The organism is Calothrix sp. FACHB-168 (genome assembly GCF_963889195.1).
Lineage (GTDB): Bacteria > Cyanobacteriota > Cyanobacteriia > Cyanobacteriales > Nostocaceae > Aulosira > Aulosira anomala_A.
Genome location: NZ_CAWPNJ010000017.1, coordinates 87305 through 105192, shown reverse-complemented (window position 1 = coordinate 105192; position 17888 = coordinate 87305). Strand labels below are relative to the sequence as shown.

Genomic DNA, 17888 nt, shown 5'->3' with positions numbered 1-17888 from the left:
CCTTGACAGACTACTAGAGTGCGGTTAATTAGTCATAAACTAATGTGCATCTAAATTGCATAACTACTAATCAGGGCTGTCAACAGTCTGTAGAGGCGGGTTAACCGAGATTCTCGTTAACAATCGAAGATATTTGTGAACCCGCCCGTACAACAGTCAACAGTCAACAGCCCTCACAATTGATTGTGCAACTTAAAAGCAGATTAGCTTACCTCTCTTGTGCCACTAGTCTACCTTTTGCTTGGCTTGTTCTGCTACTTTGACGTTCATTAGTGATGCAAAGACGAGATGATTGACGATCTGTTCCTATTTAAGTTTATAAAGATTGACACTTTCTGAGGAAAAAAATGCTAAATTCTAAAAACATCATTGATGGTTCATGACAATTTTATTGCCTGCCCAAATTTGCCAGATTTACTGCTTGAGAATGATGATTTTTATCTTCATAGCCTGTAAATATCCAAAATATGAGATTGAGTTGACTTAAAAAAATACAAAACATACAACCAGGATTTGCTTGAAATAACATATGCAAGCCATACCGCAGCTGCTGTGGATAAAATGCTTAGAGTCAATAATTGATTTTTCGCCTTTAACAGTTGAACCAGAAACATCATTATTAGATGCGATCGCCTTGATGTCGCAGCAAGGTAAAATTGCTGTAGTTGCCTCATCTGCAAGAATCTTCGGCTGCTTAACCGAAAAAGATATTGTCAGGCTGTTAGCTTCAGAAATTGACCTCAAAGACACAAAAATTTCTCAAGTGATGCATCCGGTAACAATGACTGTTAAGCAGTCTCAACTAGAGAATTTAGCAATATTGCTGACTCAGTTGCGTCAATCACCGTTGAATTTGCTGTTAGTTGTAGATGAACAAGAGCGACTCATTGGTACAATCACAAAAGAAAGCAGTTATCAACTGTTAGATAGCGATCTTAACCAACAGCAACCAGCAAATAGCGATCGCCAAGTTAACCTAGAAGCACTAAGAAATAGTGAAGAACGGTTTCGCCACTTAGTAGAAACCAGCAGCGATTTAATTTGGGAAGTAGATAAAAACGGACTCTATACCTATGTTAGTCCGAAAATACGAGATATTTTAGGCTATGAACCAGAGGAAGTTTTAGGAAAAAGCCCTCTAGAGTTTATGCTATTGCCAAGGCGATCGCATCTGAGTGCAGATTTTGCCAAAATTTTTGTGACACCCCAAGCATTCCAATGTTTAGAAAATACCCAAATTCATCAAAATGGTAGTCTAGTAGAGCTAGAAACTACTGGTATACCCTTCTTTGACTCAGCAGGTGAATTCCAAGGCTATCGGGGTATCAGTCGTGATGTTACCCAAAAACAACAAGCAGCAATATCATTGCAAAACAGTCAACAGCTGCTAAAAGCAATTTTAGATAATTCCTCAACAGTGATTTATATTGTCGATACTGACAATAAATACTTACTCATTAATCGCCAATACGAACAACTGTTTAATATTCAGCAAGCAGAAATATTGGGCAAAAGCATCTACGAAATTTGGAGTCCAGAAATTGCCGATCAATTTGCAGGTAATCACCATCGGGTAATTACTAATGACATCGCCATCACTGTAGAAGAAGTAGTTCCCCAGTCGGATAGATTACATAATTATTTAACAATTAATTTCCCTTTAAAAAATGAGTGTGGTGTAGCTTATGCTGTATGTGGTATCTGTACAGATATTACCGAGCGACAATCACAAGAAGAATCTTTATTACGCTTTCGCAAAGCGATTGAAAGCGCCAGCGATGCTATTTCTATGGGTAATATTGCTGGGGAAACTTCTTATATTAACCCCGCATTTATCAAACTCTATGAATACAGTTTAGAGGAACTACAAACCATTGGCGGCCTATCTGCAATTTTTACCGAACTAGCAGACTATCAACAGGTAATGCATAGTCTCCAACAGGGTGAATCTTGGCGTGGTGAAGTCACAATGCAAGTCCGTAGCGGTCAGATGGTGCAGGTATATTTATGTGCTGATGCGATTAAAGATGCTACAAACAAAACAGTGGGTACAGTTTGTATATATACAGATATTACCCAACGTAAGCTAGCAGAGGAAAGTTTAAGACTACGCGATCGCGCGATCGCTGCCAGTAGTAATGGTATTATCATTGCTGATGCCAGCATCCCTAACGGCCCCATCATTTATGTTAATTCGGCTTACGAACAAATGACAGGCTACAGCGCCGCCGATGTCATAGGACAAAGCTTTTGTTTGTTCCAAAATGATGAAATTCATCCGCAAGATTTACAAGAATTGAATGCTGCAATGCAAGCCGGTCAAGATTGTACCGTGATTCTCCGTAATTATCGCAGAGATAAAGAACTAGCTTGGCATGAGTTAAATATTTCTCCTGTTTATGATGCTACAGGTAATCTAACTCACTACATCGGCATTCAAACAGATATTACCAAACGCCAGCAAGCAGAAATAGCACTACTTGTCAGTCAACAAAGGCTGCAATACCTACTCTCTTCTACCCCCGCCGTCATCTATACTTGCAAAACATCAGGAGATTTTGGCACTACCTTTCTCAGCGAAAACGTCAAAACAATTATGGGTTATGAAGCCAGGGAATTTCTTGAAGATAGCAGTTTTTGGATGAGTCATATTCACTCAGACGATATACCCCAGGTGTCAACTCAACTTTCATCTGCCGTAGAGCGAGGTTACTATAAATTAAAATACCGTTTTCTACATAAAGACGGCAGCTATCGTTGGATATATGATACAGGTAGATTAGTCCGAGATAAAACTGGTGAGCTTGTAGAATTTGTTGGATATTGCGCAGATATTACCGAACAAAAGCAATTAGAGCAAGAACTGATCCTAGCCTTAGAAAAAGAAAAAGAACTCAACGACCTCAAATCGCGGTTTATTTCCATGACTTCCCATGAATTCCGCACGCCTTTAAGCACTATCCTGTCTTCTGCGGAATTATTAGAACATTATCGCCATAAATGGACTGAAGAAAAACAAATTACACACTTGCAACGGATTCAAACTGCTGTGAAGCGCATGACCGATATGTTGCACGATGTTTTGTTTATTGGTAACGCTGAAGCTGGAATCTTAGAACTAAAACCCACAGCCTTTGATTTAGTGCAATACTGCCATCAACTTGTAGAAGAAGTGGGCATAGAACACAACAATCCCCATCTGATCTCTTTTACTAGTCAGTTAGAAACTATATCATGTTTGATGGATAAAAAATTACTGAAATATATCCTCAGTAATTTACTGAACAATGCTATCAAATATTCGCCATCTAATCGCCTCGTCGAATTTACGCTAAATTCTCAAGGAGGGCAAGTAATATTTGAAATTCAAGACCAAGGCATTGGTATTCCTCCTGAAGATATACCATATTTGTTTGAATCATTTCATCGAGCCAGCAATGTAGATAATATCCTGGGTACAGGATTAGGACTGGCTATTGTGAAAAAGTGTGTTGATATCCATAATGGGAAAATTTCTGTTGACAGCACATTAGGAGTAGGCACAAAATTTAAAGTTACTATCCCCTTAAATAATCAAATTACCATAGGTTAAAAATTATGACGAAAATTTTAGTAATTGAAGATGAAGAATTAGTCAGAGAAAATATTTTAGATTTACTAGAAGCCGAAGATTTTGATACCCTTGCGGCTGCTAATGGCAAAATTGGGCTAAATTTAGCATTATCAGAAATTCCCGATTTAATTTTATGTGACATGATGATGCCCGAATTGGATGGTTATGGCGTGTTAACCACATTACGTCAAGATCCTTCAACGGCGACAATTCCCTTTATCTTTCTCACCGCTAAATCTGCTAAAGCCGATTTTCGTCAAGGAATGGATATGGGAGCAGATGACTACCTAACCAAGCCATTTACCAGGGCTGAATTATTAAGTGCGATTGTGAATCGCCTAGAAAAACAGGCGGCTTTGAAAAAGCACTTGCTATCAACTCAGTCAGCAACAACGGCTAGCTCACCCAAAATGCAATTGTTAGAAGTTTATTTACAGCGAGTAGTTAAACAAGATAAATTTCAAGAATTTGAATTATATTATCAACCAATAGTAGATATTGGCTCAGGTAAAATTATTGCTGCCGAAAATGTTCTGATCTGGCAAAGTCCAGAACTAGGTTCAGTCCCATCTTTAGAATTTATCGAAGTCGCCGAAGCTAAAGGTTTAATTCTCCCCCTAGAAAACTGGGTATTCACTAGCATCTGCGAACAAATTAAAATGTGGCAGTACAATCTAGATTTCTTGTCATTGACTATTAATATCAATGTTTCCAGCAGTTTATTTTACTGTCCCCAGTTTATTGAAGATATCTCTGCCATTCTCCTGCAAAAGAAAGTCGCACCAGAACGGATAGAAATAGAAATTAGTGAAAGTATAGTTATGCAGAATTTAAATAGAGCGATCGCAATTCTGCAAAAAATCAGTGCTTTAGGTGTGAAAATTGCCCTAGATGACTTTGGTATCGGCTATTCTTCCTTAACCAATCTCAAAGAATTACCGCTTAATACCTTAAAAATAGGCAGATACTACATTCATAATGTCAACTCCAATCAAGAAAAAGCCGCACTGACAATAGCTGTCATGAAAATGGCTCATAATCTTAATTTGCGAGTCATAGCTGAAGGTGTGGACACAGAAGCAGAACTAGATTTCTTACGCCAAAATAACTGTGATGCTATGCAAGGATTTCTCTTAAGTCGTCCATTACCAGCAGCAGAGTTAGAAAATTTCTTCTAAAATTTTTTCTAGATAACACCAGTTTGTTTAAAATAAAAGCTTCGGCATTGCTCTACAAGGCAAAATATTGTTTAGCAATGCCATAAGCTAGTTGGGTATGTAGAATTGGCTGACTTGAGACTATTATAAATAAGTCGTCTTCCTAGTTGTGTTATGTTTTCAGTATAAGATTACGTCCAATTTGTATAAGTTGTATATTTTGTATACGAAAAACTAAAACAATATCTATTTTTTAATAAAACTAATGGCAAAGCGATCGCTACAAGCATCTGTAGAAGGTATTAGAAAAGCTAAACAAGCCTTTAAACGTAAAGGCTGGACACAAGAATATTTAGCCGCAACTGTTGGTTTGGAAACCCGCCAACCAATTTGGAAATTCTTCACTGGTAAACCTATTGATCGCCAAGCTTTTAATGAAATTTGCTTGGCGTTAGAATTAGACCCAGCAGAAATATTGCAACAGTCTACAGAAGAAGAAGCAGTCCCAGCAGATAAACCAACTCAGGCGACTTTAGATATTAATAATTTAGTAGACAGGCTAAGGTCTCTGCACTATGGGAAAATTCAAGCCCAGTGCGGAACCTTGCATCTTTTAGATATCGCTCGTCCCATCGCCTTAAATGAACTATATGTAGATGTGAATATTTTGGAGGAAATGAGTAGTAAAACTTGGATAGATATTAATGAATTACAAAACTGTCAATCTGATAAATTTGAGCGCTTCGGCTTAGGTCAAGTCCAACAACAACGGGTAAGCGGACTAGAAGCAGTTGTCCAATATTCTAAGCTGATGATATTAGGTAAACCAGGCTCAGGAAAAACGACCTTTTTACAGTCAGTGGCTATTAGCTGTAATCAAGGATTATTTCAAGCGGACTGCTTGCCAATTTTTATTAATTTAAAAAATTTGGCGGAAGACACTAAAGATACACCGCAAACTAATTTAGTAAATTATATTCATAACAGCTTTGTTCATTTTAATATTAGCGAACAGCAAATAATTACCATATTATCTCACGGTAAAGCTTTAATTTTGTTAGATGCTTTAGATGAAGTTGCCGAAAAGGATAGCGAAAGAATCACCAAAATTATCCGCCAATTTTTGGAAATATTTCATCAAAATAAAATTATTATTAGTTGCCGCATTGCTGCCCAACATTATAGATTCCAAGGATTTACAGAAGTTGAAATAGCTGATTTTACTAAATTACAAATTATCACCTTTGCCTACAAATGGTTTTTAGTCATTGCCAAGAAAACCCCAGCTAAAGCTCAGGAATTGGCACAGAAGTTTATGCAAAAATTGGAACTGCCAGAAAATGCCCCCATTCTCGAATTGGCAGCTACACCAATTTTATTAAATCTCACCTGTTTGTTATTTCAATTTGCCGAAGATTTTCCCTCGCAACGTGCTGAACTATATAAACAAGGGTTAGACTTACTCTTAGTCCGTTGGGATGAAGCTAGAGGAATTAAACGCGATCGCCTTTATCGCAATTTATCACTCCTGCAAAAAATTAAACTCCTGAGTCACGTAGCAGCAGTTACCTTTACCCAAGGGCAGTATTTTCTACCAGAAAATAAAATGCGCCAACTGATTGCTGACTATTTATCTCAGCTTCCCCAAGCCATACAAGATACAGATGCTTTGGAATTAGAAAGCGAAGCAGTATTAAAAGCAATTGAAGCGCAACATGGATTATTAATTGAAAGAGCTAGAGGAATTTATTCTTTTTCTCATTTAACATTTCAAGAATATTTTACAGCCAGAGAAATTTTTGCGAATGCCAATAGCTTAACACTGCAAGAACTAGTTAGTCATATTCATGAAGAACGTTGGCGAGAAATATTTTTACTCACTGTTGGGATGTTAAAGCCTGCTGATGATTTATTGCAGCTCATGCAGCAAAAAATTGCGGCTTTAGCCAGTGTCAAGGGTCAATTAAATGATTTTATGAATTGGGTAACAGAAAAATCTGTTGATATTCAAGCATCTTATCATCCAGCCAGTATCCGGGCATTTTATTTTACCATAGCCTTACCACCAGAGCATCCTCTAGCTCGTAACCAAATTTTTGCGATATCTTTAGATGGGCGTTTAGCCGGAAATCTCTGCACTGATTTAGCCTTAGATTTAGCCTTAACTCACGCTTTAGCTGTCAGCTTAACCATGACGGCAGAGATATTTTTTCAACGGTTGTTTGCTTTAAGTTTAGCCCTGGATTTAAAACATTTGTTGAAGGAAAAGCCAGCTTTACAAACATTGCTGCAAGATTTAAAAAAACAGCTACCCTCACAAAAACAAAGTAGAGAAACCCTAAAAATTTGGTGGCAGAATCATGGAGAAGCGTGGATTGAAAACCTACGAAAATTGATGATTGATGAGCGCAAAATTGGCCATGATTGGCAATTTAATCAACAAGATTGGCAACAGTTACAACAGTATTGGTACGCTAATCAACTATTATTAGATTGTCTCAATAGTTCTGCGGAAATTACACCCAAGGTGCGGGAAGCGATTAAGAATAGTTTGCTGTTGCCTGGGAATTAATAGTTTTGGGGCATTGGGCATGGGGCATTGGGCATGGGATAACAATATTATATTGATTTTGAATTTTGAATTTTGAATTTTGAATTCTGAATTGCCTTTCCTGAGAGGGATAGATAATTAGGGTGTTTTCGCTAAACTCAAAAATAGCGATCGCTTGTTGTGATTGTGTTGCTACTTTTGGAAGCGTTTCATGATGACATTCCCACAGCGTTTCTTTCCCCTGCTATTGTTATGGACTGCACTGACAGCTTGTAACCAGACTCGCGCTTCCTTAGATGAGTTCACACCGCAACCATCTACATCTCCGGTTCCGGTAGCACAGAATTCCACAGCAGCCAAAAATATCATCCCAACTGAACCACTATTACCCACACCAATCCGGATTAACCTCAAGAACTTACCAGCGCCGTTTGCTACAGATAGCGCTTCCAAAAGCCCAGAGGTTGTAACAATTCCCCAAAATCCAGTGCTGCGCGTACCACCGGGGTTTACAGTGAATATCTTTGCTGAAAATTTAAATGCACCTCGTTGGCTGGCTTTAACTCCTAATGGTGATGTGCTGGTAACCGAAACTCGACAAAATCGCATTCTGCTGTTACGTGACAACAACGGTGATGGGGTAGCTGATGTCCGCCAGACTTTTGCAGATGAGAAAAATGGCGTAAATATTCCTTTTGGTATGGCTTTTGCGGGTAATTCCTTCTTTTTGGGGAATACTGACGCTGTGCTACGGTTTCCCTATAATCCCAGTCAACAGCAACTTAGCGGTACTGGTAAAAAAATTGCTGATTTACCTGGCGGTGGTTATAACCAACATTGGACACGTAACGTAGTAGTTTCACCGGATGGTAACAAACTCTATGTTTCTGTAGGTTCACAATCGAATGTAGATGAAGAATCCCTACCCAGAGCTTCAGTACAGCAGATGAATTTGGATGGTTCGCAACAGCAGACTTTTGCTTATGGCTTGCGTAACCCAGTGGGATTAGATTTCCATCCGGTAACCAAAGAACTGTACGCTACGGTTAACGAACGCGATGGGATTGGCGATGATTTAGTACCAGATTATTTGACAAGCCTGCGACAAGGAGAATTTTACGGCTGGCCTTATGCTTATCTTGCACCAAATAATCTCGATCCGCGCCAGACAACCAATAACAAAAGTAAACGCCCCGATTTAGTAGCCCAAACCAAAACACCAGATGTATTGTTTCAAGCCCACTCAGCCGCATTGGGTTTGCAGTTTTACGATGGTAAAACCTTTCCTGCAAAATATCGTAATGGTGCTTTTGTAGCTTTTCGTGGTTCTTGGAACCGCGATCGCGGTACAGGTTATAAAGTAGTATTTGTGCCTTTCGATCAAAATGGGCGATCGCAAAATTACTATGAAGACTTCCTCACAGGCTTCTTACTCAATCCATCAGTACCAACTACTTGGGGGCGACCTGTCGGTTTACTGGTATTACCTGATGGTAGTTTATTAGTCACAGAAGAAGCCAATAATCGCATCTACAGGATTCAATATACAGGCATTAAAGATTAAGGATTGAGAAATGGTTTTGATGTTTCTCATGCTTGTAAGCTAAATTAGGAAAAAACATCTAGTTAAAGCGAGCGGGTATAAAAATTAGATATGACAGACCAAGAACGCGATAATCAATCAAATAGCAGCCAATCTTCCCATTCTGGTGCAAGATATTGGGGAAATGTAGAAGTTGTGGAAGAAGGCGATAACTATAGAATTAGTCGGGTAGAAATCAAGCCAAGACATAGTATTAAACCACAAATTCATTATCACCGTAATGAACATTGGGTAGTAGTCTCTGGTGTAGCTAAAATAACTTGTGGACAACAAGAAATATTCTTGAATCGCAACGAATCTACCTATGTTCCCGCCGCAACACTCCATAAAGTAGAAAATCCCGGTTCCATTCCTTTAGTAATTTTAGAAATTCAAAATGGTGAGTATTTAGGTGAAGACGATATTGAACGCCCTTACGATTTAAATTTAGTTAAACCTGTCAACGAAATTTAATTAGTAAATAGGTAGAAATCAATCAAACTATATCTGCAAGGCTACACCCTTGCAACCCTTACCAATGACAAATGACTAATGACTAATGACAAATGACCCTTGTACAGACGCGATTCATCGCGTCTCTGACTAATGACCAATCGCTAGTTATCTTTAATTGCAACGCCCTATCATATCTGATTAAAAGGATTACCTACCTTTTCTTTAAATGCAATTCCTAAAATGACTAAAGCTGGCCAAAAAAGATAAGCTAATATTTCTAAATTCTCACCAAATGTATACAGAAATAATGTAAAAATTATACTTAATCCTGACTTAGCTACACTGCTTGTTTGGCATTTAATTAAACATTCAAGAAAAGTCCAAAACATTGGCACAGCCAAAGCGAAAAAGCCGACAATTCCTTTGACAAATAGTAGCCCAAACCAAGAGTGATGAGAACCAATTGGCATGTGTTCTGCCACATGGGGCCCTTTTTCCACAACTCCATGTCCCCAAATTGGCGCTTCACTCTCCCATCGGTCATAAGCAATTCGCCCTAAAGCCGCACGTACCCTAGATGAACCAGCACGAGCCGCTTTAAAAGCATCGTTGAAGTTTTGAATTGCTTTGATAATTGATGGCGCAACTAGACCGATTACAGGCGAAGCAAAACCTAATATCATTAAAACTCTAGGTCGAGTCATCCTAGATAACACCCAGGTTAAAGATGACACCACTATCAAATTAACTAGAGCCAATCGGGAAGCAGAAACCTGACACATGAGTAGGCTACCAATTATTCCCAACCGACGCCATTTTTTAGACTTTTCTTGAAAAGCAAAAATAAAGTAGATATTCGCTACAAATCCTACAGCTGGGGCCCAAGGCGTAAATAGTCGCCATCGAGCTGAACCCGCTTCCGGATCAACTTCATAAAGATTCATCGCAAAAAAGTCTGGCCCGGGGCCTCCCACAGCTTTCAAGGGAGAAACATACAAGGTTGCAGGTAAACGTGCAATATAGGCTATATAAAATATCGGAAAGTATAGCAACGTTTGATAACAAACAACACAACCAGCACGATATACCAACTCAGGACGAATATTTAAGCAGCCAATGAGGGGAAATATTGCTAACAATGCCCAACCCTTAGCCCAACCTATGGCTGATTTAATTATCTCTCCATTACTCAAATTATAATCAAAGTGACCCATAAATAATGCCACTAACATTACTATCATGCTGATTATCCAAACCCAAACTCCAAAGGGAATTGTGATTCGCTCTTCCACAGGAGTTTGAGAATTTTGGAGGATAAGTTTTTTGCACAAATAAAATACTAATATCCAAGCAACAACTGGTGCAGCAATATAAAGTCCACCAACTACATACAAGCCATATGTCCAAGTTATCGTGTACCAAACCACACGTTCCTCAAAATTACGAGGAGTTATTTCTTCGTTTTTAGCCATAATTAAATTACTCGGGTTCTGGTTTAGTTTTAGATATCATTTGGGAAACTCTCTCTTTTAATTTTTTCCGCCACCATAATATAACCAGTGCAGATGTAGTACATATAGAACCGAATAATGCTCCTGCATAGACAAAAGGAGGTCGCGGTGAACTAGGCTTATCAGGTAAGGTCGGTTCTACTAACATTTGCAATAATGGATAGTCAACAAAAATATCAGTTTTGCTCAAATCTACCTTAGCTAAAGTAGAACTAAAAACAGCCTCAGCAATTTTGACATTTCTCTCAAGACTATCTAAAGTCACTTCTTTTTGCGACAAGATATTTTGTCTTTTTTCTAACAATTTAATTTGCTCGTCTAAAGCCTGAGCTTCAGCAGCTACTCCCTCCATTTCTGCGTTTAATCCTACTAAACTCTCAAATAAAGAGACTCTACCAGAACCAGTTGTTAAATATAATTGTTCTATGCTTTCTTTATCTATATTTCTTTTTAAGATATAACGAGCGCGGGTAATTATAGCATCTTGAATACCCATCCACTTAGCCTGCTCGCTAATAACTTGGGGATGATTCATCCCCCATTTAGACAGCAAAATTTCTAAAGCTCCACTGCTTTCACTATAGTCTTTTAAATATTGTTGAAAAACTTGATCTGATTGTAGAGCTAAAGCATCAGCCGCTTGCTGGGGTGATAAACGCAAGTTCGTAGATAACTGTTGAAGACGATTAGAAATTGATTTTTGTTGCGCTAATGTTTCAGAGCGTTGTTTACGCAGTTGTTCTATATTAGTTAAAAGGTCTTTAATTTGTTCAACTGAAGTTAAAGCAGAACGCGCCTTATATTGAGAGAGACGGTTTTGAGCTTCTTTTAGCTTAGTTTGAGAAGCTAATAAGGCCGATTTAGTTCCTTCATCACGGCTAGCAGCTACTTCAGTTCTTAGCTTATTAAGTCTATTGTTTAAAGCGTTATAAATAGCCCAGGATTTTTGTTGAGCTTCTTTTGCACTAGAACCAGTAACTTCAAGTTGAATCACTGTTGTGTTATCGATTAATTTGATATGTGGTTTACCAAATTTATCAGGAGGTAGTTTTAGAGAAGCAGCAGCTGCATTTAAAAGAGGTTCACTAGTGATGATGTAGTTGTAGTTAGCTCTAGGATCTGATGAAGAACTACCAAATGCAGAGACACTAGAAGATGAAGCTTGACCAATATCAGGTATGTTAAAATTCACTCCTGCTCCCGAACCTGGTACAATCAAAGCCCAATCGCTGGTATACACTGGCTTTGCTTTTTTTAAAGAAGTTATCGCCAAACCCCAGATTAAAGAATTAAAAATTAAACCTAAACCTATGTAACGAAATTGTCGCCATAGATTTATTCTCAAGATCCAATGAGAAGAATAAACTGTCTTCTGCGTACTCATTTTTAACTTTCGCTCTCTTGATCGAATCGAATAATAAGCATAAAATTTTTGTTATTTGTATGACTGGTAGAAGCATTTTTATTTTTCGCTCTTTTCCTGAAAACGAATAATAAATACAACGGTTTTGTTGTTTGTGTTCACAATTAGGATAAAATCGCATTTTTTACATATTTTTCATAAATTTTAATATATTAAGCTTATTTAAAAATAGAAAATGGTAATAAAAATGGTGATATCCACCCACCAATAGTATTTAGAAAATCTTTAATATTGGTAAACCTTGAATCATAGCAAATAACACCGTCGTAAGGCATTAAGAATGGATTATCCATATCATTGTGGGACTTTCGCAACAGTTCTTCTACAGGACGATCTAAATATTTTGTCTCACCAGTCATGCGATCGGTGCGGACTAAAGTAGCTCGTCTATGGGCATTAGTAGAACGAGTTCCTCCGGCACAATTTGCGGCAATTACAGCTTGAGAGAAGCGAGAACCATAAGGAAAGCTACTAGAATCTTGATTAATGGAAGCAGTTGAATTACTAGTAGCTGGAACTGTTAAATTAGACATATATACTTTAATTCCTGGTGGAGTAATGCGAGATGGACGCATTAGCTCATTTTGAAATTTTTCAGTTTTAGGAACTATAATTTTATCCCCAGAAATCAACGGTACATCATCAAAGAATTCACCAGTAAATACAGCTGATACATCAATAATTTTTTCTTGATTACCACGAATTAGGCGAACTTCTTTGATATTTGCATCTGGCATCACTCCCCCAGCTGAACGTAGAGCAGAAGTGAGATAGCGATCGCTTGGATAATTACCAGATATTTGAGTCGATTGTTGAGCCAGAGAAGCTTGAGCATCAGAGGCAGCATTAATTAACACAGTACCAGGCTGAAACAGCTCGCCTGCAACACTAACTTGCACAGGTGCCCAATAAACAACTTGAACGCTCACCTGAAGAACATTAGGTTTAAATATCCGCGCCGCCAGTAAAGCCTGAGAAATCGCTTGTTCTACTTGTGGCGGTTCTAAACCTTCTACAAGTAAAGGCTGGAGATAGGGTATATTTAGCGTGCCGTCTAGATTAACTACGTAACTACCGCTAAATCCTTCTCCCTCTATCATGAATATATTCAGGCGATCGCCTCTAGAAAGAGGTAAGGCACAACAAGGTGTTCCTAAAGCCAGAGTTGTTAAAGCCACATTGATAATCCTTAGGGCTTTGTTACAAAAATCATCAAGCATAATAAACTGGCTATAAATAATATTTCACTCAATTAATGAGATTGAATTGAATCACATTATTAATCGGAATATTATTAAAATTTATATGCACTGATTATTCTATAAATCCTTCTATATATCCAGAAAATTCTTAGAATAAACAAAGCATAGCCAACAGCCATCGGTAATAATAACTATAAAAGCGGATGCTTAATATCTATAACCGTAAATTTACGGTAATTTTAATTTGATGAATAAATGCGCAATTTGCAGTAGCTACTAATTAGACATAAATCACATATCAGATTTAATCAGCTAATTATATTGATAGATTTTCAAAAATTTTATTTATTATACAGTGAGTTATGTAAAAATGCTGATGTATTTTGAGAGGATTTTCTTTATTTTATATATAGTAATTGACCTATATAAGTTAGCGATAAGTTAGCAAAAATAGTTAACTTGTGCTGATAAGGCATCTTAACTTGAATGGTCTTTCTGTCAGCTTAGGCTAATAAATATAGTGCTGTAAGCTAATCATTAATCAAAGTAGCATTTGCCGCTTCAAAGTTTATCGTGTAATGAAAATATCATTCTTTGTTTACATTATCATGCAGAAGCTGGTGAAAGTTTTTGCAACATTTATTTTGCATAATTTTGGCGGTCAAAATGTCTCCTAGCATAAGAGCTTGATTGTTTTCCGCTATGCAATTTAAATATAGTTTCTTTACCAATCGTATAATTAACCTGAAAAACAAATGTCATTAAAATCCACACTCAAGAAAATAGTTCCTCTCAGAGTCGTTTACAGAGCCTTGTATCGGAGTGGTTTTAAATATAAATTACGTCAGCCTATTATTAATTTATTGCAATTATTAGGAATGCAGGTAGTAGATCGCAATGATTTACTAAAGGCTAATCCATTTTTCTTTCAAGACGCAGATGAGGTTAGTTCTCTCAAAAGAAAGAATGTAAGAGAACACGAAAAATTTACCGAATTTGAAAATCTGGTATTTCCTCAACCATTTGTAGCCAGTATCAAAAATGGGGAGCTAGCCGGAAAAGATGCTACTGGGTTTGATAGTCAAGGTAGAGTTATTTTAGAAACAAGCTGGCCTCAATATACAGCAGACCATTTATCCAGAATTTTATCTTTGAGAACTCTGTTACTCAAAAAATTCTTTCCTTGTACACATCAAGATACAGTCTTTTCTCTAGTATGCCCTTGGGATAATAATTATTTTCATTGGCTCATCGATTGTCTCACCAGATTAGAAGGGGTAATGGAGTATGAAAGAAAATTTGGTGTCAAAATCAAATTACTCATTCGCCCAAATTTACAACAGTATCAGATAGATAGCTTAAAATTATTGGGCTATAGCGAAGCAGATTATCAAGTATGGAATAGCAAAAGGATGTTAGTAAATAATTTACTAGTTCCTTCTTTTCGTCGTTCTGTAAAAGATGAAGATGGATTTTACTGTCATGTTTCTCCGGCTTCTTGTCGTTGGTTAGCAGAAAAGATAATTAGTAATCTCCCAGCAGATATTAAAGCTAAACCAACTCCTACCCATATTTATGTTTCACGACGCAATACGTTAGTTAGAAAGGTTGTGAACGAGCAAGAAGTCATTGAAGAATTAGCAAAATTGGGTTTTGTAGATTATGTGACAGAGGATCTAAGTTTTGCCGAACAAGTTCATTTATTTGCTAATGCCAAGATGATCATATCTCCTCATGGAGCAGGATTGACTAATATTATCTTCTCTAAAAACTTAAAACTGATTGAACTATTTGCTAAAACTGTACCTGTTGCATCTTATTATGAGCTATGCGGCGGCTTGGGGTTTGAATATGCGGCGTTGCTGGGTGATTCTCCTAAAGGTGACTTAAGAACTCATGATGCAGATATGATTGTTGATACTCAAAAATTATTAGCTATTGTGAAAGAAATGAGCGTTTAGTAATCTATTGCATTAATTCGCTCTATCAGAAACGCGACTTTTTCAAAAAGTCGCGTTTCTGACATTAATGGGATAAATCTGTTTATTGTATGAGTCCTGGCTTATCTGAAAAAATGGGCTGTCTGCGTAAAATTCGCATTTTTTCGATAGCATAAACCTCAATTTTATTATAAAGATTATTTGGTAAGAGCCAGAGCAAATAAGCTGCAACTAAAGTAGAAATTGTAAATCGAGGTTCTTCAAATACTATAGGCCAATGTGTTTTTACTGCTTGGTGAATCAATTTGACGGCGAGAGCGCCCATGCGTAACCTTACAGATGTTCTTGCTAGATATCGTAACTGATATGCTTGAGATAAATTTTCCCATTGAGCAATTAAATCAGGTGCATAAGAACGAGTTTTTTCTAATACTTGTTTCCAAGAGTCAAATTGCTGTAATAAACTAGCTGAAAGACCTTGAGAATTGACTCTGTATAATGTTAAAGCCTCTGGGATGCCTTCAATCTGCCAATTGGTTTGAATAGCTACACGCAGCCAACATTCAATATCTTCTGCACGTTTAAAGGCTTCATCAAAATAACAATCCTCGACAGTACCATGCAAATTTGCAGTAAATTTAATTTCCTCAAACACTTTTCGGCGCACAACTGGTGCGGAGCCATTACCAACATGATTACCTTGAAGTAAATGGAATGGGGTAATGTCTTTGAGTCGCGGCATTTGATATTCATTCATGAACTCTCCAGTCTCATTGATAAAAGCAGAGCGACTAAAACTAACGCCGACAGAAGGTGAGTTTTCTAAATGAATGAGATGTTTTTCTAGTTTTTCGGGTGTCCAAAGATCGTCAGAATCTAAAAATGCTAAATATTCGCCTTGTGCGTGGCGAATACCTGTGTTTCTAGCTCCCGCTAATCCTCTATTTTGTTGAGAGATAATTTTAATTCGAGAATCTGTAAATTGCCGACAAATATCTATACTTTTATCTGGGGAACCATCATCGATAAGTAATAATTCAAAGTCTGAGTATGTTTGCGCCAAAACTGAAGAGATTGTATCTGCAATGTAAGCTTCGACTTGATAAACTGGTACGATAACCGAAATTTTCGTCATATAATTTATCCCATTTGAGATTTAAATTGATGTTTTAAAGATTGTATCGGGATGGGTGGTGATGACGTATCTACTCGACCAAAGGGTGAAGATAGGTATGGTGACAACATGGACAATTAAAACTGCGGCGGCGACACCAACTAAACCCCACTGTAAACCTACGAATAAACCAAATACTAAAATGGCTGTAAAAATTACATTCCATTTAAAATCAATATCTGGTTTATTAACTGCACGCAGAATTTGGGAAGCTGCATCTCCAAAAGGACGAGGAATAGCAGATAAACAAATAAGAATTAAAATGGGTACTGCACCTGCTGTTACCCACTTTTGGCCAAAGATTAAGGGTACATAAAAAGGTGATGTAGTGGATTGCAGTAAGATGAGCGGAATTGTAATTAAAGCAACGGTTTTCAAACCTTTAAAGAATCGTTCTTTTAACCGTTCAAGATTATTGCTGACAGAGCATAAATAAGGAAATAAAGCCGAGCCAAAGGCTGTAATAATACCCAGGCTAATACCTAATCCTGCATTAAAAGCAAAATAATATACTCCTAATTGCTCAACTCCTAAAAATGTACCGACCAAGAAATAATCAATATTATTCCTGAGAGTTCCTAGCAATTGAGAACCTAATATATTTCGACCGAATTTGACTATTTCTTGCCAGTTTTTTAATGTAAATTTACTATTGACTCGCCAAGGATGATGAGCATAACATCGCCATACCCAAATAGGAGCTACTAAGATTTTTGGTAAGATAATCGCCCACATTCCCCAACCCATAAAAGCCAGGATAATGGTTAATACGCAATCAATGCAGAGCTGCAACATGTGAGTTACAGCTATAACGCTCATACGATTTTCGCGCTGAATTAACACACATTGTACTAAGGCAATGGGGATGGTTAAATAAACTGTTGCCATTAAACAAATTGGCAGAATCAGTTGCATGTCGCCATAAGCCCAGCCAATAATAAAAGCAACTATACATTGGATGATAAAAATCCCACTATACATCAACCAATTTAACCAATAGGCTGTGTTACATAATTCATTGAGTTCTGTTTCTGTTGCTTGAATTAGCTTAACGTCAATGCCAGATTGGGCAAATACATTAACAAATTCATTGGTAGTTAATACGAGTGCGGCTAAACCATAGTCAACAGGGTTTAATAACCGAGCTAATGTGATTGTAGTTGCTAACCGAAAAAAGCGATAGACAATTTGCGCTCCCCCTAGCCAACTAAAATTTTGAATAAATTTATCTGAGAGTTTATATCTAATTTTGCTGGTGAAATCTTTAGCCAAATTCATC

General features: G+C 37.4%; 11 protein-coding genes. 6 read left to right on the top strand and 5 right to left on the bottom strand.

Annotation, left to right across the window (positions count from 1 at the left end):
* Positions 1–529: 529 nt before the first annotated feature.
* The 5 genes from AACW45_RS09865 to AACW45_RS09845 all read left to right on the top strand — a co-directional run bounded on the left by AACW45_RS09865 (position 530) and on the right by AACW45_RS09845 (position 9377).
* Positions 530–3592: a PAS domain S-box protein gene (locus tag AACW45_RS09865; protein ID WP_190632815.1), complete on the top strand. Its 3063-nt coding sequence runs from the start codon at positions 530–532 to the stop codon at positions 3590–3592.
* Positions 3593–3597: 5 nt separating this feature from the next.
* A complete protein-coding gene (locus AACW45_RS09860; protein ID WP_190632814.1) occupies positions 3598–4791 on the top strand; it encodes a two-component system response regulator in 1194 nt (397 codons plus the stop codon).
* Between the two features lie 244 nt (positions 4792–5035).
* Entirely contained in the window at positions 5036–7342 is a 2307-nt protein-coding gene (locus AACW45_RS09855; RefSeq protein WP_190632813.1) for an NACHT domain-containing protein, read from the top strand.
* A 193-nt stretch (positions 7343–7535) separates the two neighbouring features.
* Positions 7536–8885 carry a PQQ-dependent sugar dehydrogenase gene (locus tag AACW45_RS09850; protein ID WP_190632854.1) on the top strand — a complete coding sequence of 450 codons (1350 nt, stop codon included), beginning with the start codon at positions 7536–7538 and terminating at the stop codon, positions 8883–8885.
* A gap of 90 nt (positions 8886–8975) precedes the next feature.
* Positions 8976–9377, top strand: coding sequence for a phosphomannose isomerase type II C-terminal cupin domain (locus AACW45_RS09845; protein WP_190632812.1), 402 nt, complete (start codon positions 8976–8978; stop codon positions 9375–9377).
* Positions 9378–9547: 170 nt separating this feature from the next.
* Here AACW45_RS09845 and AACW45_RS09840 read toward each other — a convergent pair whose 3' ends face one another.
* From AACW45_RS09840 to AACW45_RS09830, 3 genes are all read right to left on the bottom strand, one after another.
* Positions 9548–10831, bottom strand: coding sequence for an O-antigen ligase family protein (locus tag AACW45_RS09840; RefSeq protein ID WP_190632811.1), 1284 nt, complete (start codon positions 10829–10831; stop codon positions 9548–9550).
* 7 nt (positions 10832–10838) lie between these two features.
* On the bottom strand, positions 10839–12254 hold the full coding sequence (locus tag AACW45_RS09835; RefSeq protein WP_190632810.1) for a GumC family protein: 1416 nt from the start codon (positions 12252–12254) through the stop codon (positions 10839–10841).
* A 197-nt stretch (positions 12255–12451) separates the two neighbouring features.
* The gene (locus tag AACW45_RS09830) at positions 12452–13471 is read right to left on the bottom strand and encodes a polysaccharide biosynthesis/export family protein (protein WP_199331106.1); all 1020 of its coding nucleotides are present in this window, start codon (positions 13469–13471) and stop codon (positions 12452–12454) included.
* Between the two features lie 779 nt (positions 13472–14250).
* Here AACW45_RS09830 and AACW45_RS09825 point away from each other — a divergent pair.
* On the top strand, positions 14251–15456 hold the full coding sequence (locus AACW45_RS09825) for a glycosyltransferase family 61 protein (RefSeq protein ID WP_190632808.1): 1206 nt from the start codon (positions 14251–14253) through the stop codon (positions 15454–15456).
* Between the two features lie 82 nt (positions 15457–15538).
* Here the strand turns inward: AACW45_RS09825 and AACW45_RS09820 are convergent, their stop codons facing one another.
* Both AACW45_RS09820 and AACW45_RS09815 read right to left on the bottom strand, forming a co-directional pair.
* Positions 15539–16570 (bottom strand): glycosyltransferase family 2 protein, encoded by a 1032-nt coding sequence (locus tag AACW45_RS09820; RefSeq protein WP_190632807.1) that lies wholly within the window; start codon positions 16568–16570, stop codon positions 15539–15541.
* Between the two features lie 21 nt (positions 16571–16591).
* Positions 16592–17887 (bottom strand): lipopolysaccharide biosynthesis protein, encoded by a 1296-nt coding sequence (locus AACW45_RS09815; RefSeq protein ID WP_190632806.1) that lies wholly within the window; start codon positions 17885–17887, stop codon positions 16592–16594.
* Between the last annotated feature and the right edge of the window lies 1 nt (position 17888).